Raw genomic sequence first — 22,167 nt, 5'->3', positions numbered from 1 at the left:
ATTGCCGAAAAAGCGGTGCCCGACCGCCCAACGATATAGCAAGCCCCCGGACCCAAGGAGAACCAGATGCAACGATTCCAAGACAAGACAGTCATCGTCACCGGCGGTGGCGGCGGCATCGGCGGCGCCACCAGCCGCCGCTTCGCCCAGGACGGCGCCCGCGTGGCGGTGTTCGACATGAACCTGGAGGCCGCCGAAGCGGTGGCCGCGCAGATTCGCGCCGACGGCGGCCAGGCCCAGGCCTTCCGCTGCGACATCACCGACCGCCCCGCGGTCGATGCTGCCGTGACCGCCGCGCAGGAGCGCTTCGGCCCCATCGACGTGCTGGTCAACAACGCCGGCTGGGACGTGTTCAAGCCCTTCATCAAGACCGAGCCCGCGCAGTGGGACAAGCTCATTGCCATCAACCTCACCGGCGCGCTGCACATGCACCACGCGGTGCTGCCCGGCATGGCCGCGCGCAAGGCGGGGCGCATCGTGAACATCGCGTCGGACGCGGCGCGCGTGGGCTCATCGGGCGAAGCGGTGTACGCGGCCTGCAAGGGCGGGCTGGTGGCCTTCTCCAAGACCATCGCGCGCGAGCACGCACGCCACGGCATCACGGTGAACGTGGTGTGCCCCGGCCCCACCGACACGGCGCTGTTCGCCGACTACAAGCAAGGCGCCGGCAACCCCGAGAAGCTGATGGAAGCCTTCACGCGCTCGATTCCGCTGGGCCGCATCGGCCAGCCGAGCGACCTGCCCGGCGCCATTCTTTTCTTCGCCAGCGACGACGCGGCCTTCGTGACCGGGCAGGTGCTCAGCGTCTCGGGCGGCCTGACGATGAACGGCTGACCCCCCCCCGATACCCCCCAAGGAGACACACATGGCCCCCACAGATTTCGAAGACATCCTCTATGACGTGCGCAACGGCGTGGCCTGGATCACCATCAACCGTCCGGAGAAGATGAACGCGTTCCGCGGGCAGACCTGCGACGAGATCATCCGCGCGCTGAACCGCGCGGGCTACGACCGCGAGGTGGGCGCCATCGTGCTGGCCGGCGCGGGCGAGAAGGCCTTCTGCACCGGCGGCGACCAGTCCGCGCACAACGGCAACTACGACGGGCGCGGCACCATCGGCCTGCCGATGGAAGAGCTGCACGACGCCATTCGCAACGTGCCCAAGCCGGTCATCGCGCGGGTGCAGGGCTTCGCCATCGGCGGGGGCAACGTGCTGTGCACCATCTGCGACCTGACCATCGCGTCGGAGAAAGCCGTGTTCGGCCAGGTCGGCCCGAAGATGGGCTCGGTCGACCCTGGCTACGGCACCGCCTTCCTGGCGCGCGTGGTGGGCGAGAAGAAGGCGCGCGAGATCTGGTACCTGAACCGCCGCTACAGCGGCGCCGAAGCCGTGGCCATGGGCCTGGCCAACGCGGTGGTGCCGCACGAGCAGCTCGACGCCGAGGTGCAGAAGTGGGCCGAGGAAATCTGCGAGCGCAGCCCCACGGCGCTGGCCATCGCCAAGCGCAGCTTCAACGCCGACACGGCGCACCAGGCCGGCATCGCGGGCCTGGGCATGTACGCGCTGAAGCTGTACTACGACACCGAAGAGTCGCGCGAAGGCGTGAAAGCCTTGCAGGAGCGGCGCAAGCCCGAGTTCCGCAGGTACGCGAAGTAGCCGCCGCAGGAGACACGCGATGAACCCCTACATCGACGACGACCTCGCCACGCTGGCCGAGCATGCGCGCCGCTTCGCCGCCGGCCGCGTGGCGCCCGGCTTCCTGGAGCGCGACGACACGCGCGTGCTCGACCGCACGCTGATGCGCGAGATGGGCGAGATGGGTTTCATCGCGCCCGAGCTGGCCGAAGAACACGGCGGCCAGGGCATGGGCTGCCTCGCGGCCGGGGTGATCCACGAGGAGATTGCGCGCGCCGACCTGAGCCTGAGCTACATCAACCTGCTGGCCTCGCTCAACGGGCAGATCCTGGCCGAGCACGGCCGGCCCGAGGTGGTACGGCCGTGGCTGCACAGGCTCACGCGCGGCGAGGTGCTGCTTGCCATTGCGCTCACCGAACCGCGCGGCGGCTCGGACGCGGCCAACCTGCGGCTGCGCGTGGAGCGCGTGGGCGACGCCTACGTCATCAACGGCGAGAAAACGTCCATCTCCGCGGCCGACCAGGCCGACGCGGTGGTGGTGTTCGGGCGCACCGGCTCGGTGGAATCGGCGGCGCACGGCGTCACCGCGCTGCTGGTGCCCGCCGATGCGCCCGGCCTCACGCGCAACCGCTTCGACTGCCACGGCCAGCGCGCCATCGGCCGCGGCTCGCTGTTCTTCGAGAACGTGCGCGTGCCGCTGGACCACCGCCTGGGCGACGAGAACAAGGGCTTCGTGCAGGTGATGCAGGGCTTCGACTTTTCGCGCGCGCTCATCGGGCTGCAGGTGCTGGCCGTGGCGCGCGTGGCACTCGAGGAAACCTGGGAGTACGTGGCGCAGCGCGAGGCCTTCGGCAAGCCGCTGTCGGCATTCCAGGGCGTGTCGCACCCGCTTGCCGATTTCGACACGCAGGTGGAGGCCGCGCGCCTGCTGTGCCTGCAGACGCTGTGGCTCAAGGACAAGGGCGCGCCGCACACGGCCGAGGCCGCCATGTGCAAGTGGTGGGCGCCCAAGCTGGCCTACGACGCCATCCACCAGTGCCTGCTGATGTTCGGCCACGGCGGCTACGACCGCGGGCCGATGGAGCAGCGCCTGCGCGACGTGCTGGGCTTCCAGATCGGCGACGGCACCGCCCAGATCATGAAGACCATCGTGGCGCGCACGCGGGCGGGGCGCTCGGCCGTGCCGGCCTGAACGCCACCGCCACGGATTTCGGGTTCACAACAAGAGGAGACAAGACATCATGGAATTCGACGCTGTACTGCTGCCCGCGCGCCGCGCGCGCATGGTGGCCCAGGGGCTGTGGCACGACCGCACCATCAACGACGCGCTCGACGCGTGCATTGCGCGCAGCCCCGACAAGCTCGCGCTGACGGCGCTGCGGGTCGACACGGGAGAAGGGGGCGGCACCTCCCTCGGCACCTCCCTCGGCACCACGCGCTTCACCTACCGCGAACTCGGCCGCATGGCCGACCGCATGGCGGTGGGGCTCGCGCGGCTCGGCGTTGGCCGCAACGACGTGGTGGCCTGCCAGCTGCCCAACTGGTGGCAGTTCACGCTGACCTACCTCGCGTGCTCGCGGCTCGGCGCGGTGATGAACCCGCTGATGCACATCTTCCGCGAGCGCGAGCTGTCGTTCATGCTCAAGCACGGCGCGGCCAAGGTGCTGATCGTGCCCGCGCGTTTTCGCGGCTTCGACTTCGAGCAGATGGCCATGGGCCTGCAGGCCGGCCTGCCCGAGCTGGCGCACGTGGTGGTGGTCGGCGGCAGCGGCGCGAACAGCTTCGACGCCTTGCTCGGCGGCCCCGAATGGGAGAACGAGGCCGATGCGCAAGAGATTCTCCGGCGCAGCCGGCCGGGGCCCGACGACGTCACGCAGCTGATCTACACCTCGGGCACCACCGGCGAGCCCAAGGGCGTGATGCATTCGGCCAACACCACCATGGCCAACATCGTGCCGTACGTGCAGCGGCTGGGGCTGGGCGCCGCCGACGTGGTGCTCATGGCCTCGCCCATGGCGCACCAGACCGGCTTCATGTACGGGCTGATGATGCCGATCATGCTCGGTGCCTCCGTGGTGCTGCAGGACGTCTGGGAGCCGAAGCAGGCCATTGCCGCCATCAACGCGCAGCGCGTGAGCTTCACGATGGCCTCGACGCCGTTCCTCTCGGACCTGGCCAAGACCGTGGCCGAGACGGGCGTCGAAGTGCCCACGCTCAAGGTCTTTCTCTGCGCGGGCGCGCCCATTCCGGGCACGCTGGTCGAGCAGGCGCGCCGCGCGCTGGGCGCGAAGATCGTCTCGGCCTGGGGCATGAGCGAGAACGGCGCGGTCACGCTCACGCAACTGGCCGACGACGACGAGCGCTCCGTCCACACCGACGGTTGCCCGCTGCCCGGCGTGGAGATCAAGGTGGTCGACGTCGACGGCCTCGTGCTGCCCGCGGGCGAGGTCGGCAAGCTGATGCTGCGCTCCTGCTCCAACTTCGGCGGCTACCTGAAGCGCCCGCAGCTCAACGCCACCGATGCGCAGGACTGGTTCGACACCGGCGACCTCGCGCGCATCGACGAGCGCGGCTACGTGCGCATTGCGGGCCGCACCAAGGACGTGATCATCCGCGGCGGCGAGAACATTCCCGTGGTCGAGATCGAGTCGCTGCTGTACCGCCACCCCCACATCGGCATGGCCGCCATCGTGGCCTACCCCGACGAGCGGCTCGGCGAGCGCGCCTGCGCGGTGGTGGTGCCCAGGCCCGGGTGCAACGTCGACCTGGCGTCGATCGTCGCGTTCCTGAAGGGCGAGAAGGTGGCGGTGCAGTACATCCCGGAGCGGTTGATCGTGCGCGAGGCCATGCCTTCGACGCCCTCCGGAAAGATCCAGAAATTCAAGCTGCGCGAACTGCTGCGCGCGGACGAATCGGGTGGCGCGGGCAAGGCCTGACGCGCGCTCGGGTGCCCAGCGCCGGCCGGCCATCCGGCCTTCCAGCCGTCTGGGCCACAAGGCCATCGAGCCATTACTGCAACGGAGACACAGACATGCCTTTCAACCTTTACGTCGCGCGCCTGCGCACGCTCGCCATTGCAGCCGGCGTGACCGTGGCCTTTGCCGCAAGCGCACAGACTGCGGCACCCGCCGCGTGGCCCAGCAAGCCCATTCGCGTGGTCGTCGGCTTCGCGCCCGGCGGCAGCACCGACGTGATGGCGCGCATCCTCGCGCAGTCGCTCTCGGAGTCGCTGGGCCAGACGGTGCTCATCGACAACAAGCCCGGCGCCAGCGGCAACATCTCGGCCACCGAGGTGGCGCGCGCGGCGCCCGACGGCCACACCTTCCTGATCGCACCGACCTCGGTCGAGACGGCGAACCCCTCGCTCTTCAAGTCGGCGCTGCTGCCTTCGCGCGACCTCACGCCGGTGGCCACCGTGGGCCGCACGCAGATGTACCTGGTCGCCAAGCCGCAGCTGCCCGCGAAGGACGTGCGCGAACTGGTCGCGCTGGCCAAGGCCAAGCCCGGCACCTTCTCTTACGCCTCGGCCGGCACGGGCACGCCGCCGCACCTGGCCTGCGAGCTCTTCAAGCAGGCCATCGGCACCGACGTGCAGCACGTGCCGTACCGCGGCGCCGCGCCTGCGCTGCAGGACGTGCTCTCGGGCCAGGCCGACTTCGTGTGCGACCCCGGCATTGCGTTCCCGCACATCCGCACCGGCAAGGCCAAGCTGCTGGGCATCGTGAGCGCCAAGCGCTCGCCGTTCTTCCCCGACGTGCCCACGGTGGCGGAGCAGGGCTTCGCGGGCGCCAACCTCGACATCTGGTTCGGCATGTGGGCGCCCAACGGCACGCCGGGCGAGGTGCTCGCGCGCATGAACGGCGAGCTGGCCAAGGCGCTGGCCTTGCCGGCCGTGAAGTCGCGCTACGCCGACCTGGGCGCGGAACCGTTCGCGATGAACACGCCCGAGTTCCGCAAGCTGCTGGCCGACGAAGGCGCGGTGCTGTCGGCGCTGATCGCCAGGCAGAAGATCGTCGTCGACTGAGGGGAGCGATCCGATGCAGCAGCAACCCCCCGTGCGCGTGCACACCGACGGCCGCGTCGGCGTGATCACCCTCAACCGGCCGAAGCAGCTCAACGCGCTCGACGACGCGGTGATGGACGCGCTGGGCGCTGCGCTGCTCGGCTTCGACGCCGATGCGGGCATCGGCGCCATCGTCGTCACCGGCGGCGACACCGCCTTTGCGGCGGGCGCCGACATTGCGGCGATGGTCGAGTGGGGCTACGCCGACGTGGTGCGCGACGAGTTCATCACGCGCAACTGGGAGACCATCCGCCGCGTGCGCAAGCCGGTCATCGCCGCGGTGGCGGGCTTCGCGTTCGGCGGCGGCTGCGAGCTGGCGCTGGCCTGCGACATCGTGCTGGCGGCCGAGTCCGCGCGCTTCGCGCTGCCCGAGATCAAGCTCGCGATGCTGCCCGGCGCGGGCGGCACGCAGCGCCTGCCGCGCGCCATCGGCAAGGCCAAGGCGATGGAGATGTGCCTGGGCGCGCGCACGCTCGACGCGGCCGAGGCCGACCGCTACGGCCTCGTGTCCCGCGTGGTGGCCAACGACGCGCTGATGCCGGAGGCCATGGCGCTGGCCGGTCGCATCGCGGCCTGCTCGCTGCCGGCGTTGATCGCCATCAAAGAGTCGGTCAACCGGGCCTGGGAGGTGCCGCTGTCCGAGGGCATCCTGTTCGAGCGGCGGCAGCTGCATGCGCGCTTCGCCAGCGAAGACGCGCACGAAGGCATGCGGGCCTTCCTGGCACGGCGCAAGCCGGTGTTCAACCACCGCTGAAGCCCTTGCGCCTCGGCATCGCGGCCATCGCGAAAAGGGCCAGCCAAAATCGTCCGTTCCGACGACGCTGCGCGCGCACCCGGCGCGAACAATTCTCCGAACCCCAGACGCAACCGGAGAACTCCCCATGCCCGAAGCATTCATCGTCGCCGCCGCGCGCACCGCCGGCGGCCGGCGCAACGGCCGCCTGGCCGGCTGGCACCCGGCCGACCTCGCCGCGCAGGTGCTCGACGCGCTCGTTGCGCGCACCGACGCCGACCCCGCGCTCGTCGAAGACGTGATCATGGGCTGCGTCGGCCAGGCCGGCGAGCAGTCTTCCAACATCGCGCGCAACGCGGTGCTGGCCTCGAAGCTGCCCGAGTCGGTGCCGGCCACCTCGGTCGACCGGCAGTGCGGCTCGTCGCAGCAGGCGCTGCACTTCGCGGCGCAGGCCGTGATGTCGGGCAGCATGGACATCGTGATCGCCGCCGGCGTCGAGAGCATGACGCGCGTGCCCATGGGCACGCCCGCCACGCTGCCGCTGAAGGCCGGCCTGGGCTTCTACGTGAGCCCGCAGATGGCCGGGCGCTACCCCGGCGTGCAGTTCAGCCAGTTCACCGGCGCGGAGATGATCGCGAAGAACTACGGTATCGAGAAGGAGGAACTCGACCGCTATGCGCTCGAGAGCCACCGGCGCGCCATCGCGGCCACCCGGGCCGGCCTGTTCGAACGCGAGATCGTGCCCGTGGCGGTGCGCATGGCCGACGGCACCGAGCCCGGCGAGCTGCACACCGCCGACGAAGGCATCCGCTACGACGCCACGCTGGAGAGCATCGCGGGCGTGAAGCTCATCGCCGAGGGCGGGCGCTGCACGGCCGCCACCGCCAGCCAGATCTGCGACGGCGCGAGCGGCCTGCTGGTGGTGAACGAACGCGGCCTGAAGACACTGGGCGTGAAGCCGCTCGCGCGCATCCACCACATGAGCGTGATGGGGCACGACCCGGTGATCATGCTGGAGGCCCCGCTGCCGGCCACGCAGCGCGCGCTGAAGAAGGCCGGCATGAGCATCGGCGACATCGACCTGTACGAAGTGAACGAGGCCTTCGCGCCTGTGCCCATTGCATGGCTGCAGGCGCTGGACGCCGACCCGGCGCGCCTGAACGTGAACGGCGGCGCCATCGCGCTGGGCCATCCGCTGGGCGCCTCGGGCACCAAGCTGATGACCACGCTGGTTCATGCCTTGGGCCAGCGCGGCAAGCGCTACGGCCTGCAGACCATGTGCGAAGGCGGCGGCATGGCCAACGTGACCATCGTCGAGCGGCTCTGAGCCATCGCGGTCCACCGGGACCGCCGGGCCTGGTTCCCTCGTGGAACCGGTGTCCCGGAACATGGAATGGCAATGCCAACATAATCGATGCCCATGGGCGCATTGCCATCCATCCTCGACCCCCGCTCCGTCATCATGCTGGCCGGCATCATGGGCCTGATGATGGCGCTCGTGGTGTTCTTCATGCGCCGCAGCTACCCGCCGAGCATCGGCGGGCTGGGCGACTGGGCACTGGCGCCGCTGGTGGCCTTCGTGAGCACCATGCTGTTCGCGGGGCGCGGCTTCCTGCCGGACTTCGTCACCATCGTGGTCGCCAACTTCGTGCTGTTCCAGGCCTGCATTCTTTATTACTCAGGCAGCCAGAAGTTCCTGCTGGGGCGCAGCGACACGCGGGGCTGGACGCTGTTGAACGGCTTCCTCGGGCTGGCCATGTTCTGGTTCAGTGCCGTGAAGCCCGACTTCGAATTTCGCCTGGTGCTGGTCACGCTCGCGGTGTCGGCGCTGTTCTTCTTCCACGCCCGGCTGTACATGCGCGATCGCGGCATGGTGTTCGGCAAGCGGCTGATGACCGGCCTGCTGCTCGTGCAGTCGGCCGTGGCCGCGCTGCGCTTCGTGTCGGTGCTGGTGGGCATGGCGGGCGAGAGCCTGCTGGACACGTCGTGGATCCAGTCGCTCTACATCACCATGTATTCGTTCACCGTGCTGCTGATGTCGATCGCGGTGATCCTGATGGCCACTGACCGCGTGCACACCGAGTTCGAGTACCTGGCTTCGCGCGACCCGCTGACCGGCGCGCTCAACCGCCGCGCGCTGCTCGACGCGTGCCGTGCCGCGTTCGCCCATGCGGGCCGCCGGCGCGTGGCGCTGCTGATGATCGACCTGGACCACTTCAAGGACATCAACGACCGCTTCGGCCACCTGATGGGCGACGCGGTGCTGCGCGAGGCGGTCAGCCGCATGCAGCGCGCGATCGGCGATGCGGGGGTGCTCGGGCGCTATGGCGGCGAGGAGTTCGTGGTGCTGCTGAGCGGCGCGGGCCAGGCCGAGGCGATGAGCATCGCGCAGCAACTCAAGCAGGCCGTCGGCGAGCCGTTCACGCCGGATTCGCCACTGTCGGCGGTCGGTGCCATGGCGGTGAGCATCGGCGTGGCGGCGGGCGAGGAAGGCAACCGGGTCGACGACGTGCTGGCACGGGCCGATGCCGCGCTGTACCGCGCGAAGGCCATGGGGCGCGACCAGGTGATGGCCGCGGCCTGATTCGGCCGGTGTTGATTCAGCCGGCTTCGCTCCAGTCGCAACGCAACCGGTACTGCGCGCCGCGGTAGGTCAGCGTGCCCCGTGTCTTCGATGCGTTCAGCGTGGCCTTGTGCGCGGGGTGGTCCAGCCCGGCGCCCTCGATGCGCATGACCTGGCGCTCGTGGTCGACGAACCGCTGGCGCAGCGTGAAGCGCTCGGATGCGGTGTTCGCGCCGTTCGTGCGCGCGACGATCAGCTCCGTGAGCTCGCCGGTCGACAACCGGAACTGGATCTCCGCCGAGTAGGGAACACCTTCGCACTGCATGCTGCCGTTGGCGAAGGCCGGTGGGGCGCAGAAGGCGCACAGCAGCAGGCAGGCGGCGCAGAGCCGCAAGCGCGCGCCGCGCATCAATCGGTCACGCAGGCGTCGAGCCATGCGATGCAGGGATGCGAGCCGCCGGAAATGTCGGCCGCTTCGACCGGCGAGCGCATCGGCGATGCGTTCGCCTTCATCGCTTCTTCTCTCCCCAGCGCCAACGGGGCGGTTCGCCCTTGAGCCAGCACACGGCAACGAGCGCGGCGCTGAGGCCGGTGACAGCGAGCAAAAAGTGAAACGGCTCCCGCTCGGGGCGAACGGTGAAGATCACGCCGGCGAGCAACACGAAGTACAGCGCGAGCACGGCCCAACCCTGCCAGCAGGTCGGCACGCCCCAACCCCAGCCGTAGCGCTTGGCGGGGAACCAGCAGGTCGGCTTGTTCATGCGTGGTCCTCCGGTGGTGAGGGTGGGTGTTGGCGGCTCATGTCCGGACCATGGGTTCATCCTGGCTCAACACGCTCACGCAGAAGGTGGTGCCGATGACAAGAAACTCGCGCAGATCATCGTAAAGGCGGCCGCTGACAAAGTGCGTCCGCTGCATTTCGAGCGCCTTCCATCCACCGCCGGTGACCTCGAAAAGCCAGCCGGTCTTCATGGAGCACTGCGACCAGAACTCCGTCAGGTCGAGTTCGTCGAGAACCCTGAATCCCCACGTGGTCGGGAAGACGACTTCGGCGGTGGAGTCCGCGCTCTTCAGCTTGATCTGCAATCCGTTCGATGCATGGAAGATCGACACGATCTCACTGATCGGATCGGGCTGGAAGGGGCCTGCGAGGACGGTCACGACGGGCTGCAGATGAATCTGATCGCTCATGTGCCCGAGCGCCAATGGGCCGGCGGTTCCAGTCGAGTTGCTGTGACAGCGTCGGTGAGCATGCGTTTTTCTTGGCGCGGGTGGCGATGCGCCGCATTCTGCCCGTGCGGCCCGACGCCGCTACGCCGCCTGCGTCGGCACCTTCGCGCGCGCGCGCACCGCGCCGCTCGCCAGCACGACGCCCGGCACCACCAGCGCCAACGCCAGCAGCACCGCGCCGGTGACCGGTTCGTTCATCCACCACGCCGCACCCAGCGTGGTCAGCACCGGCACCAGCGCCGCGGAGAGCGATGCGCGTGCGGCACCCAGCCGCGCCACGGCCACCATGTAGACCACCAGCCCGAGCAAGCCGGCGACCACGCCTTGCCCCGCGGCCTGCAGGGCGATGTCGGCCCACGGCGCGCTCAGCAGCCGCGGCGCACCCGCGATCGCCACCAGCGGCAGCAGGAGCAGGGCCGACCAGCCGTTGACGAACGCGGCGCCCTGCCATGGCGTGAGGCCGCATCGCGCGAAGGCGAGCGAGTGGGTGGCCCACAGCATGGCCGCGGCCAGGAAGAGCAGGTCACCGCGCCAGTCGAGCGAGCCGCTGCGAAAGCTGCCGGCCGCGAACAGCGCCATGCCGAGCGCAATGCAGCCCAGCCCCAGCAGGCGCATGCCGCCGATCTTGTGTCCCTTGTGTCCCTTGTGACCCTCTTGTCCTCCTTGCAGCCGCGCGCCGATGGCGGTGAACAGCGGCAGGCTGCCCGCCATGAAGATGCCCATGTGGCTGGCGGGCGCCCATTGCGCGCCGGCCAGCACCAGCAGGCCGAAGGGCAGGCCGCCGCCGATGACGAGCAGCGCGAGCGTGGCCCGCGAGGCCGCGGGCGCCATGCGGGTGCCGCGCGCGCGGCCGAACCACAGCGGCGCCAGCAGCAGGGCGGGTATGCCGTAGCGCATCAGCGCCAGCTCCATCGGGCCGAGCGTGGTGGTCACGCCGTGGCGCGAGACGAGTTGCCAGGCGCTGCCGACCAGCGCGGCGGCGAGTGCGGCCAGCAGGCCGGTGCAAAGGTGGCGGTCCGTCATGGCGGCGAGTCTCGCGACCGCGCCGCGTGGCGGCTATCAAATTCGTGCGCTGCCCAGCACGCGGCGGGCTTCGCCGAGCGTCACGCCGGTTTCGCGGCGGAACACCGCGCCCAGGTGGCTCTGGCTGCAGAAGCCGAGATCGTGCGCGATGGCCGCGAGCTCGTGGTCGCCATCGGCCAGCCGCTCCATGGCCGCGGCGAGCCGCAGGTGCTGGCGGTACTGGTGCAGGCTCAGGCCGGTCTGCTGGCGGAAGCTGCGGGCGAGGTGGAAGGGGGAGCGCGAAACGGCGTCGGCCACGTCGTGAAGCGACATGCGCGGTTCGCCGTGCGCAGTTTGCGCGGCCTGCGCGAGCAGGCGCCGGGCGCGGGCTGTCGCGCCCGCCTGCGGCACTTGCCGGCGTAACGCGGGCAGCTCGCCGACCAGCGACGCGACACGTGCCGCGCCGCAGCCGTCGGCGCGCAGTTGCCGCTGTGCGGCGTGCACCTGGTACAGCGACCTCGGCGACAGAAGGAAGAAGGCGGGCGCCTCGTCGGTGGCGTCTGCGCGATGCCGGGTGACGACCAGGCTGCTGCGCGCGGCCGGCATGCCCTGGCGCAACTGGTAGACCGTGCCGTCGGCGAAGCGGATGGCGGTGAGTCCGTCGGCCAGCCAGCTGCTGCCGCCGGAGCGCACCTCGAGCAAGGTGCTGCCGGCGGGAAAGACGATGCGCCGCGAGGCGACGGTGTAGGCCTCGCTCCATTCCTGCGAGCGCGCAGGGTGCGAGCGAACGTGCGCCACTTCGAACGCGTCGCAGGCGTGGAGAAGGGTGCGTTGCTGGGGCATGGCGCGGCGTGCGGGGCTGAGGATGTGCGGATGTGCGGGGAAGGGTTCATTCTGCCCACGACGGGGCGCAGCCGGCCGCTTCATTGCGTATCAGGCAAAGGGATACGGACCCTCCATCTGCCCGATGTGGCTCACATGGCTCACCATGCCCTGCGCCGCGTCCCACAGGTGCAGCATGCATGCCGGGCGGCCCATGTACGAGGCGGGCGCGGCGTCCGCCGCCAGCCGCAGCGCGATTTCCGTCGTGCTGCTCGGGCACGCGCACACGACCGTGCCGGCCCAGCGCCGCAGCATGGTGCGGTGCACATGGCCGCACAGCACGCGCTCGATGTTGTCGAAGCCGCGCAGCACGGCCTCGAGCGGTGCCGGGTTCATGCAGCGGTACGGGTCCATGTACGGGATGCCGCTGGCGAAGGGCGGGTGGTGCAGCATCACGAGCGTCGGCTTCGTGCGCTGCGCCTCCAGCGTTCGCCGCAGCCACGCCAGGCCCTGCGCATCGACATCGCCGTGGTGCAGCCCGGGAACGCAGGAGTCGAGTGCCACGATGCGCACTGGGTGGTCGTCGATGCAGTAGTGCAGCGCGCCTTCGCGCGGCAGGTACGCGTGGTCCGCGAAGGCCGCGCGAAAGTTCTCGCGGTGGTCGTGGTTGCCCGGAATCACGAGGCAGGGCACGGCCAGCTTCGCGAGCAGCCGCCGCGTCTGAGCGTATTCCTCGGGCCTGCCTTCGTCGACGAGGTCTCCGGTCAGCAGCACCAGGTCGGGCCGGCGGTCCAGCGCGTGCAGGTGGTCGATGGCCTGCGCGAACATGCGGTTCGAATCGGCCACGCCCTGGTAGAGCTGGCCGGCGGGGCGCACGTGGGGATCGGAGATTTGAGCGATGAGCATCGGGCGCCTCGTGGTTGCCCGGCGTGCAAGCAGGTTCCGTTCCCTGCCGCATTTCCCGCATCCGCCGAGGGCCCAGCCGCCGCGCAAGGCGCCTATGAGGGGCAACCCTCTGGCGCCCTCAATCGTCCGTTCCGACGATGTGACGCGCCGTGGCCGCTGCCTACGATGCAGCGCGACAGCCCTACACAGGAGACAAGCCATGTTCGGATTGATGCAAGACCGCCCGCTGCTCATCTCGTCGCTCATCGACCATGCGGCCACCTTCCACCCGCATGCGCAGATCGTCGGGCGCAGCGTCGAAGGGCCGGTGCACCGCACCGACTACGCCGAGGTGCAGCGCCGCGCCAAGCAGGTGGCCAATGCGCTGCAGGCGCTCGACATCGCGCCCGGCGAGCGTGTCGGCACGCTGGCGTGGAACACGCACCGGCACCTGGCGCTGTACTACGGCGTGTCGGGCTCGGGCGCGGTGCTGCACACGGTCAACCCGCGGCTCTTTCCGGAGCAGATCGACTACATCGTCAACCATGCCGAAGACAAGGTGCTGTTCTTCGACACCACCTTCGCCGCGCTGGTCGAGAAGCTCGCGCCCGGCCTGAAGACGGTGCGCGCCTTCATCGCCATGACCGACCGCGCGCACATGCCCGCCATCGACGTGCCGAACCTGCTGTGCTACGACGAGCTCGTGGGCGCGCAGAGCGAGGCCTGCGCGTGGCCCGAGTTCGACGAGCGCACCGCGTCCTCGCTTTGCTACACCTCGGGCACCACCGGCAACCCCAAGGGCGTGCTGTATTCGCACCGCTCGACGGTGCTGCATTCGCTGATGGAGTGCGCGCCCGACACCTTCGGCGTGAACTCGCAGATGACGCTGCTGCTGGCCGTGCCCATGTTCCATGCGAACGCGTGGGGCATGCCGTATGCCGCCGCCATGACGGGCGCGAAGCTGGTCATGCCCGGCCCGCACATGGACGCGCAGAGCCTGTACGAGCTGATGCGCGACGAGAAGGTTGGCTTCTCGCAGGCGGTGCCGACCATCTGGCTCATGCTGTTCCAGTACTTCGATGCGCACCCCGAGATCGACACGCGCGCCATTGGCCTGAAGCGCATCGGCGTGGGCGGCGCGGCCACGCCGCGCAGCATGATCGAACGCTTCGAGCGCGACTTCGGCGCCGACTTCGTGCAGGGCTGGGGCATGACCGAGACCAGCCCCATCGGCGTGATCGGCAACCTGCTGCCCAAGCACCTGGCGCTGTCGAAGGAAGAGCAGACCACCATCAAGATGAAGCAGGGCCGCGGCGTGTGGGGCGTGGAGCTGAAGATCGTCGGCCAAGACGGACTGCGCCTGCCGCACGACGGCAAGGCCTTCGGCCACCTGCACGTGCGCGGGCCGTGGATTGCGAGCGGCTACTTCAAGAGCGAAGGCGGACCGGTGCTCGATGCCGAGGGCTTCTTCCCGACGGGCGACGTGGCCACCGTCGATGCCGACGGCTACGTGAGCCTGGTCGATCGCGCGAAGGACGTCATCAAGTCGGGCGGCGAATGGATTTCTTCCATCGACCTGGAGAACGCAGCGAGCGCGCACCCCGCGGTGGCCGAGGCCGCGGTGATCGGCGTTGCGCATCCGAAGTGGCAGGAGCGGCCGCTGCTCATCGTGGTGAAGCGCGCGGGCGCCGAAGTGACGCGCGAGGAACTGCTCACATTCCTCGCAGGCCGCGTCGTGAAATGGTGGCTGCCCGATGACGTGGCTTTCGTCGACAGCCTGCCGCACACCGCCACCGGCAAATTGCTGAAGACGAAGTTGCGCGAACAGTTCAAGGGTTACGTGGCCGCGGCATCCGCATGACGGTTCGATGACTTGTTCGATTTTTCTGTGGACAACTCTGTGGGTTGTGCGGGGAGGCGACCCGGCGAAGCGAGAGCTGGCGTGGGTTTCCACCACGTTGCCTGTTGAATAGGCAGGCCTCCCGCGAGGGGCGGAAAGACGTGTATCGCGGCGAGAGGAATGAAGGAAAGCGTGGTAGGCGACGCATGCGCCGTGTCACCCCGGTCCGGGGCCAGTCAGATCCAGAGCCGGTACATCCAGAACGACTCGTCATGTTCAAAGCGCTCGGCAAATTCACCTGGAGAAAAACCGGCGATGTGCCGTGTGACACGCACGAGGTGCGATTGGTCGGCAAAGCCATGGTCGAGCGCCAGCGTCGCCCAGTCGAAGGGCTGGCCGGTCTCGTAGCGCTCGCGCGCGGCGAAGAACAGGCCCTCGGTGCGCACCAGCGATTGCCAGTCGCGCAGCGAGCGCCCGCTGAAGGCCTTGACGCGACGCTCCACCTGGCGCGGGCTGTGCGTGCGGCGCCATTCGTGGGCCTGCCATGCGAGGCGCTCGACCCAGTGGCGGCCCAACTGGCGCAGCGATGGCGCGGTGGTCGAGCGTCCGTGCAAGGCCTGCCATCGCGGGGCGATGTGGTCGCGCAGTGCAGCCAGTGTGGCTGCGTCGTCGGGGGACCAGACCAAGGCGTCGAGCAGTGGGGACCACGTGGCACCCATGACCTCGTGCGCGGGCACGAAGCGGTCGTGAACAGCGGCCGGATCGATGCCGAACAGCGTGCGCGCGATGTCCGCAGTGAAGCAGATCATGCCGGCGCGTCCGTTCTCGTGCGCCCAGCAGACCGACGGGCGCGACTGGCTTCCTGAAATCACGACCGTCGAATCGGCGCCCGAGGGTCGCCAGCTTGAAAGCTGCTGTGCATCGCCGCGTTCGATCATGCTGGCCTCGGTGTGCTGGAACCACGACAGGCTCATCAGCGGCGAGGCCGGGAAGTGCGTCAGGCGTTGCGCATCGTTCATGGTCAGGCCTCGCGTGTCGCGCGAGATCGCAGCCACCACGGCCCCTTGCAGCACCGGCGGCGTCGGCAGGATGTGGCCGGTGTCTTCCGGGCCTACACGCGGCGCGCGCGCCAGCGGGTCGGGGTAGGCGAGGGGGGAAAGCAGGGGAGCGATGTCCATCGGGCTCGAGTTTAGGCAGTCGCGCACGCGTGTCGTTTCGGTTCAAGACGGTGCGCATGAAACGGGGAACCATGCGGGGCATGAACACCGCTTCTTCTTCTTCTTCTTCTTCTTCTTCTTCTTCTTCTTCTTCTTCTTCTTCTTCCTCCGCGTGCCCGATGCACGCGACGGCGCCTCTGAGTGCACCGGTGCGCCACCCCCTCGGCCACTGGCCGCCCGGGCCGCCCTCCGGCATCACGGGCTGGGGCCTGCTCAACCAGATGTCACGCGACCTGCTGGGCACGTTGGGCGACTGGCAGCAACGCCATGGCGACCTGGTGCACCTGCGCATCTGGCCTGAGCATCAGGTCGTCGTGACCGATCCGGCGTTGGTGCGCGAGCTGCTGGTCGCGAACCACGATGCCCTCATTCGCTGGGAGCGCGGCATGCGCGTGTTCTCGCAGGTGCATGGCCACAGCGTGTTGGTGTCCGAGGGCGCGGCGTGGCGCGACAAGCGGCATGCGCTGCAGCCTGCGTTTTCGCCGAAGTCGACACAGAGCTTCGTGCCCACGATCGCGGAGACGGCCGAGCTTGCGATGCGGTCATGGCCGCGCGGCGACGAGGCCCGCTGGCCGATCGAAAGCGCGCTCACCACGCTGGCCATGGACGTGATCGTGCGCATGCTGTTCTCGCGCCCCATCGGCGACGACGCGGCACGGGTCGCGCAGGCCGTGCACATCGTCGGCACGGCCGCAGACAGCGAGTTCTACTGGCCTGCGAGCTGGCCCGACGCGATGCCGTGGAAGCGCGCCAAGCGCAATGCAAAGGCGATGCTGCGCACGCTCATCGACAACCACTTGCGCGCGCGCTCGGCCATGGCGCCGGAAGAGCGCCCCGACGACCTGCTCACGCGCCTTCTGCAACTGCACCGCGACGATCCGGCGGCGTGGCCGTTGCAGGCCGTGCACGACGAATGCATGACCGCGTTCCTTGCGGGGCACGAGACCGTCGCGGCCACGCTCACGTGGTGGGCGTGGTGCCTTGCTTTCAACCCTGAAGCGCAGCGCAAGGCTGCCGACGAAGTGAAGCAGCGGCAGCAGGGTCGCGCGCCGACGGCGCAAGACCTCACTGCGATGCCCGCGCTGACCCGCACGCTGCAGGAGGCGATGCGCCTCTATCCCGCCGCGCCCGTTCTGTTCAGCCGTCGGGCGACACGGCCAGTGACATTGGGTGCCTGGCAGTTTCCGGCACGCACGATGTTCATGGTGCCGGTGCAGCTCATGCAACGAGACCCGCGCTGGTTCGAGGAGCCGCTGGCGTTTCGTCCCGAGCGCTTTGCCCCCGGTGCGCCCGAAGTGCCGCGCGGGGCCTACATGCCGCTGGGTGCCGGCCCGCGTGTGTGCCTGGGCCAGCACCTGGCGATGACCGAGCTGACCGTGGTGGCGGCGATGCTGCTGCAACGCCATGTGCTGTCGGTGCCCGAAGGGCAGGAGGCACCGCGACCGGTGCTTAACGTGACGCTGCGTCCGGCGAGTCCGTTGCACCTGCGCGTGTCGCCGGCTGGTTGACGCGGCTGGAGTGCGCCGCTACATTCAGTCCGCCCTGCGATGAGCGGGGCCGGGTTTAGCAGCCCGAAAGAACCGCGGTGAAAGCCGCATACCGCAATGGTGTTGCGGCTTTTCTATTCCGGCTTCCTTTTAGGCGGCTCGGATGGGAGGGCTCGCGCCCTGCCGGTTTCGCCTAGCGGTTCCCGGTCTGCTAACCCGTTCGAGCCGCCGCCTTCGTTTAGCAGCGTGGTGCGTGGTTGTTGCAAAGCCGAACCGAAGGGAGGCCTCCATGGCCGATTCGTCATCATCATCATCACGCGCCGCGCATGCCGGCGCCCAGTTCAAGCCGTTTGCCTGGAACCTGTTGGAGGGGCTCGATCATCGGGCGCGGCAGCGTGCCGCGTTCCTCAACGATGCACGTGACGTGATCGATGGGGCGCACACGCTGATGCAATTGCTCGCGTGGGACGAAGAGCGTGGTGACGCTGTCGGGTCTCTGCTCGACGCGACGCATCGCGCGTCGCTTCAACGGCTTGTGATCGCTTCGCTGGGAATGCTGCACGCCGACATTGAAGTGCAGTGCGAAGCGCTGTCCGCCCCCAGGCCCTGAACGGTCGCACCGCATCGCGGCTGTAGTTCCTCGAAGCACGGATCGTCGGCTATCTGCCCCGCTTCAACTGCGCGCGCCCCAGCGGCGTGATGCGCCGGACGATCGCGAGCTCCTGCGGTTCGCTGCTGTCCTTCCAGGTGAACGCGGGGCTGATGGCCGCGTCGACGAACCCGGCCTGCTTCAGCGCCTCGATGCAGTTGATCTCGTCGTGGTTGTCCACGCGCAGCGGGAACGACGCGCCGGCGATCCGGTGCAGGTAGGCGAGCGCGTCCGGACCCTTGGGCCTGGCTGGCGGCTGTGGCGGCTGTGGCGCCGAGGCCCTGCTGATCTTCGCGCCGCGCTTGCGGCTGCGCATGCTGGCGATCTCGGCATGCCCGTCGTCGGTGATGCACACGACCAGCGCGGCCTGAGCGAGCCTGTAGTTGCCGCCCGGGTCGAACGCCGGATCGATTTCGGCCTCGACCAGGCCTGTGGCTTTCAACACCGACACGCGCCGGACGTCTTGCGCGTCGGTCACGTGCAGCGGCAAGCGCGCGTGCTCCAGGTGGAGCAGGTAGGTAAGCGGCACCGAAGATCCCCTGTCTACGCTCCCCGCCGACGAGCGGGATCAAATGTCAACAATTGTTAGCAAATGATCATTCTTGTGTACATGGTGGTCAAGGGCCATACCCGGAACAGGGTATTTCTTCGGTCTTAGTTCACAAAATGTTGACAAACGGGCGCCTGCCCGCTTGCATTCGCCGGCTCAATGCTTGTGGTCGCCGTGCCCCATGGACGGCGCGGGCTGCGCCGACGCATTGAGCGCGCGCACCGGGGCCTTCACCTCGACCGATTCGCGCTTGCCGTCCTTGCCCTCGAACACCAGCGTGAGCGGCACGGTGTCGCCTTCCTTCACCTGCTGCTTCAGGTCGAGCAGCATCACGTGGTAGCCGCCCGGCTTGAGCTCGACGGTCTTGCCGGCCGGCACGTCGAGCGCGGGCACCTGGCGCATGCGCATCACGCTGTCCTGCATGGCCATCTCGTGGACCTCGACCACGGGCGTGACGGGCGAAGTGGCCGAGACGAGCTTCGTGTCCTTCGCGGCGTTGATCTGCATGAACGCGCCGGTGGCCTTCTGCTGCGGCACGGTGGCGCGCACCCACGCGTCCTTGACGGTGACCTGGGCGTGGGCGCCCGCTGCGAGCAAGGCGGCTGCGGTGAGGGCGATGTATGCGATGGTTTTCATGAAAGTGATTTCCTTGGGTTGGCTGGAGGTGAGAGTCAGGCGGACGCGGCTTTGCCGAGGATCTGGCGAAGGTCTTGCGCGCATTCCTGCGCGCCCTGCTCGTGGCGCAGCACGAGGCGGATCTTGCCCTTGGGGTCGAACACGTAGCTGAAGGCCGAATGGTCCATGGTGTACGACGAGCCGGTGGGCACCTTCTTGTAGAACACCTTGAAGGCCTTGGCGGTTTCGGCGGTCTTCTGCAGGTCGCCGTACAGGCCGATGAAGCTGGGGTCGAAGGCCTGCGTGTAGGCCTTGAGCACGACCGGCAGGTCGCGCTCGGGGTCGACGGTGACGAAGATCACCTGCAGGCGATCGCCGTCCGCGTCGAGCAGCCGCTTGATCTCGGCCGCGCGCACGAGTGCGGTGGGGCACACGTCGGGGCACTGGGTGAAGCCGAAGAACATCATCACGGCCTTGCCCTTGAAGTCGGCCAGGGTGCGCTCGCGGCCGTCGGCGTCGGTCAGGCGGAAGTCCTGCGCGTAGCTGGCGCCGGTGATGTCGACGCCGTTGAAGCTGGCGGGCAGGATCCGGTCGCAGCCAGCGAGGGACAGCACGGCGAGCGCGGCCGTTGCGCCGCCGGCCAGCAGCAGGCCGCGGCGGGTGGTGTGGGATACGTGGTTCATGGAAGAAAAGCTCTCTGCGGCGCCGCGGCTGGCGCCGGCTCGTTGCGGGAACGCACGCGATGCGCCTCGCCAGGAGGCGGCATCACGCGCGGACGAACTGAAGACGAAAGGTCAGGAGAGCGAAGGAGGCCCGCGCGCCGGCAAGGGCGCCGCGGTGGCCGCGGCGATGTGCGCGGACGGAATCGGCTGGACCGCACGGGCCAGCGGCATGAGCACGGGCAGTTCGACGGCCGGCGTTGCCGGCGGCGCGCCGGCCAGCACGCACAACGGGCAGTCCATGTGGCCAGCACCGAACTCCTGCGCACCGTCGTCGGTGTGGACGATGGCCTTGACCGAGCCGGTGGCCGAGCAGACCAGTTCGACCGTTTGCGGGTGCACCACCGGCGAGGCGACGGCCACGCCGATCGACAGGGCGAACCACAGCAGGACCCAGCGGATCAGCCCGGCGCCGGGAGGCCGCATGCCCGCGCGCGTGGCGCGAGCCTGGGGTGCGGGGCGGGAAGGCGTGGGCATCGGCGCGGATTATCGGGCACAGCGGAATTTCGCGAAATCGATGCACTTATCCCTAGTTCCGGGGATATCTGCGCAATCCCAAAGCAGATTCAATCGCTCCCCTTGAATGGACGTTTGGTTACATGCGATCCGCTTCGGTTGCATTTTGGGCTGCGTCCTGCTTTTCAGTTCTTACTCAGGAGCTTGCGAATGGATCGGCGAAAGTTTTCTCTCACGATGGTCGGGGCAGCAGTGTTGGCTGGATGTGGCGGGGGCGGCGGTGGTGCAAGCGGATTCGCTTTCCCTCCCATCGCGGCTGCGCCACCCGCGGAGCCGCCGCCTGCGGCACCCCCGGCGCCGCCAGAGGTGGTGCCGGAGGTGCCGGTGGTGCCGGCCGGACCGGAGCTGGCGACGCCGACGGCGCTGCCCGCAGGCGTCGCGTTCCTGCAAACCATCGCCGCCACCGACAGCGGCGGCGCGCAAGCGCCCGGCCAAGCCAATGTCTGGGACCTGAACTTGGACTTTTCGCTGGAAGACGGTGGCGACGATCAATTCGACACCGCCTTGGCGCTCTCGGTAAAGGTCGGCGCGAGCACCGATGTATTCCCTTCGGACCAGCTCTATGCGGAACTGACGGCGCTGGGTCCGGAGTTGGGCGCGGCGGATGGCCAGCTCCTGGTCTCGTTCACTTCCGACCCTGGTTTTTCGGGCGTCGGCACAGGCGGGTACGCGTTGCTGCATCCGGGCACGCAAGTGCGCCTGCAGCAAACCTTGAACCTCGGCACCGCGACCGGTGGCATCTCGATGTCCTGGGTCGGCAATCGCAGTTTCGGCAACCGGTACCTCGGCAGCTTGCGGGACGACACGATTTTTGGGCAAGTTGTCGTGCGCGACACGGCGGGCGCGATCCTGGCTACGCTGTACAAGCTGGACGTGAACGGTGAAACGGGAACGTGGGGCTCGGCCTCGCTCACCTCGTTCGCCGGGCAGACGGTGGTGCTGTCGTTCGAGCAGCGTGTGGTCGTGAGCGGCATGGTCATCGACAACGTCTCGGTGCAGGACGGCTCCAGCCATGAGTTTGTTGTCAACGGCGATTTCGAGGCGCAGGGCACAGGTTGGACCGTGTCGGCTTCCAAGATGTCGCAGAACGTGCGCTCCGGCGTGCGCACCGCGGGCGGCCTCGAGGTGCAACGAACCTTCTACACGCAGCCCAATGTGCTGTGGGGGCGGTTCACCGACGTCTTCCACAATCCGAGTGCGGCAGCGATCGTGGCCGAGGTGGCCTACGCATCCGACCTGGGTTCGGACAGCAGCGGCATCATCTATCCCACGCCCGGTGCCACCTCGAAGGCCTTGACCACCTGGGATGGCTCTCCGGGCGATCGCGACGTCGGTTTTGTGTTCGGTGCGGCAGACAGCGTGACCTACCTGTCCGCGACGGCGCTGCACACCCCGGACGGCGACGACGCGCTGATATTCAAGTTCAACATCACGGTGCCGGCGGGAGGCAGCGTCACGCTGGTCAACTTCCTGTTGACGGATGGAACGGACACCGGCCGCACCGCTGCCGATGTCAACGCGCGAGCGACCGCGATCGACACGGTGGCCGCGGACATCGCCAACAACTTCAAGACCAATTTCGCCTACCAGCGCGGCCTGACGCAGGCGCAGCTGGACACGTTGAAGAACCTCTGAACGCT

23 protein-coding genes are annotated in these 22,167 nt (G+C 68.8%); 12 read left to right on the top strand and 11 right to left on the bottom strand.

Annotated features, from left to right (window positions below; all coding sequences use genetic code 11):
- The first annotated feature begins 66 nt into the window (after positions 1 to 66).
- From badH to BM004_RS25690, 8 genes are all read left to right on the top strand, one after another.
- Positions 67 to 834: a 2-hydroxycyclohexanecarboxyl-CoA dehydrogenase gene (gene badH / locus BM004_RS25725; protein ID WP_093217869.1), complete on the top strand. Its 768-nt coding sequence runs from the start codon at positions 67 to 69 to the stop codon at positions 832 to 834.
- A 31-nt stretch (positions 835 to 865) separates the two neighbouring features.
- Positions 866 to 1,657, top strand: coding sequence for a 2-ketocyclohexanecarboxyl-CoA hydrolase (badI, locus tag BM004_RS25720; protein WP_093130455.1), 792 nt, complete (start codon positions 866 to 868; stop codon positions 1,655 to 1,657).
- Positions 1,658 to 1,676: 19 nt separating this feature from the next.
- Positions 1,677 to 2,828, top strand: a complete 1,152-nt coding sequence (aliB, locus tag BM004_RS25715) for a cyclohexanecarboxyl-CoA dehydrogenase (protein ID WP_093217868.1) — start codon at positions 1,677 to 1,679, stop codon at positions 2,826 to 2,828.
- Between the two features lie 49 nt (positions 2,829 to 2,877).
- Positions 2,878 to 4,572, top strand: a complete 1,695-nt coding sequence (aliA, locus tag BM004_RS25710; RefSeq protein WP_093217866.1) for a cyclohexanecarboxylate-CoA ligase — start codon at positions 2,878 to 2,880, stop codon at positions 4,570 to 4,572.
- A gap of 95 nt (positions 4,573 to 4,667) precedes the next feature.
- Positions 4,668 to 5,660 carry a tripartite tricarboxylate transporter substrate binding protein gene (locus tag BM004_RS25705; protein WP_093217865.1) on the top strand — a complete coding sequence of 331 codons (993 nt, stop codon included), beginning with the start codon at positions 4,668 to 4,670 and terminating at the stop codon, positions 5,658 to 5,660.
- A 13-nt stretch (positions 5,661 to 5,673) separates the two neighbouring features.
- The gene (locus BM004_RS25700; protein ID WP_093217863.1) at positions 5,674 to 6,453 is read left to right on the top strand and encodes an enoyl-CoA hydratase-related protein; all 780 of its coding nucleotides are present in this window, start codon (positions 5,674 to 5,676) and stop codon (positions 6,451 to 6,453) included.
- A gap of 127 nt (positions 6,454 to 6,580) precedes the next feature.
- Entirely contained in the window at positions 6,581 to 7,759 is a 1,179-nt protein-coding gene (locus BM004_RS25695; RefSeq protein WP_093217862.1) for an acetyl-CoA C-acetyltransferase, read from the top strand.
- Between the two features lie 93 nt (positions 7,760 to 7,852).
- The gene (locus BM004_RS25690) at positions 7,853 to 9,016 is read left to right on the top strand and encodes a GGDEF domain-containing protein (RefSeq protein WP_177206604.1); all 1,164 of its coding nucleotides are present in this window, start codon (positions 7,853 to 7,855) and stop codon (positions 9,014 to 9,016) included.
- A 16-nt stretch (positions 9,017 to 9,032) separates the two neighbouring features.
- On the opposite strand, the gene BM004_RS25685 is transcribed toward BM004_RS25690, so the two are convergent.
- The 6 genes from BM004_RS25685 to BM004_RS25660 all read right to left on the bottom strand — a co-directional run bounded on the left by BM004_RS25685 (position 9,033) and on the right by BM004_RS25660 (position 12,955).
- Positions 9,033 to 9,431 carry a hypothetical protein gene (locus BM004_RS25685; RefSeq protein ID WP_143072511.1) on the bottom strand — a complete coding sequence of 133 codons (399 nt, stop codon included), beginning with the start codon at positions 9,429 to 9,431 and terminating at the stop codon, positions 9,033 to 9,035.
- Positions 9,432 to 9,504: 73 nt separating this feature from the next.
- Positions 9,505 to 9,756, bottom strand: a complete 252-nt coding sequence (locus tag BM004_RS25680) for a hypothetical protein (RefSeq protein ID WP_093217857.1) — start codon at positions 9,754 to 9,756, stop codon at positions 9,505 to 9,507.
- Positions 9,757 to 9,793: 37 nt separating this feature from the next.
- On the bottom strand, positions 9,794 to 10,186 hold the full coding sequence (locus BM004_RS25675) for a hypothetical protein (protein WP_143072510.1): 393 nt from the start codon (positions 10,184 to 10,186) through the stop codon (positions 9,794 to 9,796).
- 120 nt (positions 10,187 to 10,306) lie between these two features.
- Positions 10,307 to 11,248: a DMT family transporter gene (locus BM004_RS25670; protein ID WP_093217854.1), complete on the bottom strand. Its 942-nt coding sequence runs from the start codon at positions 11,246 to 11,248 to the stop codon at positions 10,307 to 10,309.
- Between the two features lie 36 nt (positions 11,249 to 11,284).
- Positions 11,285 to 12,070 carry a helix-turn-helix transcriptional regulator gene (locus tag BM004_RS25665; RefSeq protein WP_093217853.1) on the bottom strand — a complete coding sequence of 262 codons (786 nt, stop codon included), beginning with the start codon at positions 12,068 to 12,070 and terminating at the stop codon, positions 11,285 to 11,287.
- A 90-nt stretch (positions 12,071 to 12,160) separates the two neighbouring features.
- Positions 12,161 to 12,955, bottom strand: coding sequence for a phosphodiesterase (locus tag BM004_RS25660; protein ID WP_093217851.1), 795 nt, complete (start codon positions 12,953 to 12,955; stop codon positions 12,161 to 12,163).
- Positions 12,956 to 13,154: 199 nt separating this feature from the next.
- Here BM004_RS25660 and BM004_RS25655 point away from each other — a divergent pair, with 199 nt between their 5' ends.
- Positions 13,155 to 14,795: a 3-(methylthio)propionyl-CoA ligase gene (locus tag BM004_RS25655; protein WP_093217850.1), complete on the top strand. Its 1,641-nt coding sequence runs from the start codon at positions 13,155 to 13,157 to the stop codon at positions 14,793 to 14,795.
- Positions 14,796 to 15,010: 215 nt separating this feature from the next.
- Here the strand turns inward: BM004_RS25655 and BM004_RS25650 are convergent, their stop codons facing one another.
- Positions 15,011 to 15,952, bottom strand: coding sequence for a helix-turn-helix transcriptional regulator (locus tag BM004_RS25650; RefSeq protein WP_093217848.1), 942 nt, complete (start codon positions 15,950 to 15,952; stop codon positions 15,011 to 15,013).
- A 56-nt stretch (positions 15,953 to 16,008) separates the two neighbouring features.
- Here BM004_RS25650 and BM004_RS25645 point away from each other — a divergent pair, with 56 nt between their 5' ends.
- Together BM004_RS25645 and BM004_RS25640 are read left to right on the top strand one after the other, a co-directional pair.
- The gene (locus BM004_RS25645; protein WP_371270571.1) at positions 16,009 to 17,499 is read left to right on the top strand and encodes a cytochrome P450; all 1,491 of its coding nucleotides are present in this window, start codon (positions 16,009 to 16,011) and stop codon (positions 17,497 to 17,499) included.
- Between the two features lie 268 nt (positions 17,500 to 17,767).
- Entirely contained in the window at positions 17,768 to 18,088 is a 321-nt protein-coding gene (locus BM004_RS25640; RefSeq protein WP_093217845.1) for a hypothetical protein, read from the top strand.
- A gap of 49 nt (positions 18,089 to 18,137) precedes the next feature.
- Here BM004_RS25640 and BM004_RS25635 read toward each other — a convergent pair whose 3' ends face one another.
- The 4 genes from BM004_RS25635 to BM004_RS25620 form a co-directional block, all read right to left on the bottom strand.
- Positions 18,138 to 18,656: a hypothetical protein gene (locus BM004_RS25635; RefSeq protein WP_256220048.1), complete on the bottom strand. Its 519-nt coding sequence runs from the start codon at positions 18,654 to 18,656 to the stop codon at positions 18,138 to 18,140.
- 177 nt (positions 18,657 to 18,833) lie between these two features.
- A complete protein-coding gene (locus BM004_RS25630) occupies positions 18,834 to 19,313 on the bottom strand; it encodes a copper chaperone PCu(A)C (RefSeq protein WP_093217844.1) in 480 nt (159 codons plus the stop codon).
- Positions 19,314 to 19,348: 35 nt separating this feature from the next.
- Positions 19,349 to 19,975, bottom strand: a complete 627-nt coding sequence (locus BM004_RS25625; RefSeq protein WP_093217842.1) for an SCO family protein — start codon at positions 19,973 to 19,975, stop codon at positions 19,349 to 19,351.
- Positions 19,976 to 20,086: 111 nt separating this feature from the next.
- Positions 20,087 to 20,437 (bottom strand): DUF2946 family protein, encoded by a 351-nt coding sequence (locus BM004_RS25620; protein ID WP_093217960.1) that lies wholly within the window; start codon positions 20,435 to 20,437, stop codon positions 20,087 to 20,089.
- A gap of 396 nt (positions 20,438 to 20,833) precedes the next feature.
- On the opposite strand from BM004_RS25620, the gene BM004_RS25615 reads away from it, so the two are divergent.
- On the top strand, positions 20,834 to 22,162 hold the full coding sequence (locus BM004_RS25615; protein WP_177206603.1) for a hypothetical protein: 1,329 nt from the start codon (positions 20,834 to 20,836) through the stop codon (positions 22,160 to 22,162).
- Positions 22,163 to 22,167: the final 5 nt, after the last annotated feature.

It is taken from the genome of Variovorax sp. OK212, assembly GCF_900112425.1.
GTDB lineage: Bacteria > Pseudomonadota > Gammaproteobacteria > Burkholderiales > Burkholderiaceae_C > Variovorax.
The sequence above is the reverse complement of the archived record's forward strand: the minus strand, read 5'-3'. Positions and strand labels throughout refer to the sequence as shown.

Coding starts and splice junctions, on each gene's coding strand:
- badH (WP_093217869.1), top strand. CDS start 67: ATGCAACGATTCCAAGACAAGACAGTCATCGTCACCGGCGGTGGCGGC.
- badI (WP_093130455.1), top strand. CDS start 866: ATGGCCCCCACAGATTTCGAAGACATCCTCTATGACGTGCGCAACGGC.
- aliB (WP_093217868.1), top strand. CDS start 1,677: ATGAACCCCTACATCGACGACGACCTCGCCACGCTGGCCGAGCATGCG.
- aliA (WP_093217866.1), top strand. CDS start 2,878: ATGGAATTCGACGCTGTACTGCTGCCCGCGCGCCGCGCGCGCATGGTG.
- BM004_RS25705 (WP_093217865.1), top strand. CDS start 4,668: ATGCCTTTCAACCTTTACGTCGCGCGCCTGCGCACGCTCGCCATTGCA.
- BM004_RS25700 (WP_093217863.1), top strand. CDS start 5,674: ATGCAGCAGCAACCCCCCGTGCGCGTGCACACCGACGGCCGCGTCGGC.
- BM004_RS25695 (WP_093217862.1), top strand. CDS start 6,581: ATGCCCGAAGCATTCATCGTCGCCGCCGCGCGCACCGCCGGCGGCCGG.
- BM004_RS25690 (WP_177206604.1), top strand. CDS start 7,853: ATGGGCGCATTGCCATCCATCCTCGACCCCCGCTCCGTCATCATGCTG.
- BM004_RS25685 (WP_143072511.1), bottom strand. CDS start 9,431: ATGGCTCGACGCCTGCGTGACCGATTGATGCGCGGCGCGCGCTTGCGG.
- BM004_RS25680 (WP_093217857.1), bottom strand. CDS start 9,756: ATGAACAAGCCGACCTGCTGGTTCCCCGCCAAGCGCTACGGCTGGGGT.
- BM004_RS25675 (WP_143072510.1), bottom strand. CDS start 10,186: ATGAGCGATCAGATTCATCTGCAGCCCGTCGTGACCGTCCTCGCAGGC.
- BM004_RS25670 (WP_093217854.1), bottom strand. CDS start 11,248: ATGACGGACCGCCACCTTTGCACCGGCCTGCTGGCCGCACTCGCCGCC.
- BM004_RS25665 (WP_093217853.1), bottom strand. CDS start 12,070: ATGCCCCAGCAACGCACCCTTCTCCACGCCTGCGACGCGTTCGAAGTG.
- BM004_RS25660 (WP_093217851.1), bottom strand. CDS start 12,955: ATGCTCATCGCTCAAATCTCCGATCCCCACGTGCGCCCCGCCGGCCAG.
- BM004_RS25655 (WP_093217850.1), top strand. CDS start 13,155: ATGTTCGGATTGATGCAAGACCGCCCGCTGCTCATCTCGTCGCTCATC.
- BM004_RS25650 (WP_093217848.1), bottom strand. CDS start 15,952: ATGGACATCGCTCCCCTGCTTTCCCCCCTCGCCTACCCCGACCCGCTG.
- BM004_RS25645 (WP_371270571.1), top strand. CDS start 16,009: ATGAAACGGGGAACCATGCGGGGCATGAACACCGCTTCTTCTTCTTCT.
- BM004_RS25640 (WP_093217845.1), top strand. CDS start 17,768: ATGGCCGATTCGTCATCATCATCATCACGCGCCGCGCATGCCGGCGCC.
- BM004_RS25630 (WP_093217844.1), bottom strand. CDS start 19,313: ATGAAAACCATCGCATACATCGCCCTCACCGCAGCCGCCTTGCTCGCA.
- BM004_RS25625 (WP_093217842.1), bottom strand. CDS start 19,975: ATGAACCACGTATCCCACACCACCCGCCGCGGCCTGCTGCTGGCCGGC.
- BM004_RS25620 (WP_093217960.1), bottom strand. CDS start 20,437: ATGCGGCCTCCCGGCGCCGGGCTGATCCGCTGGGTCCTGCTGTGGTTC.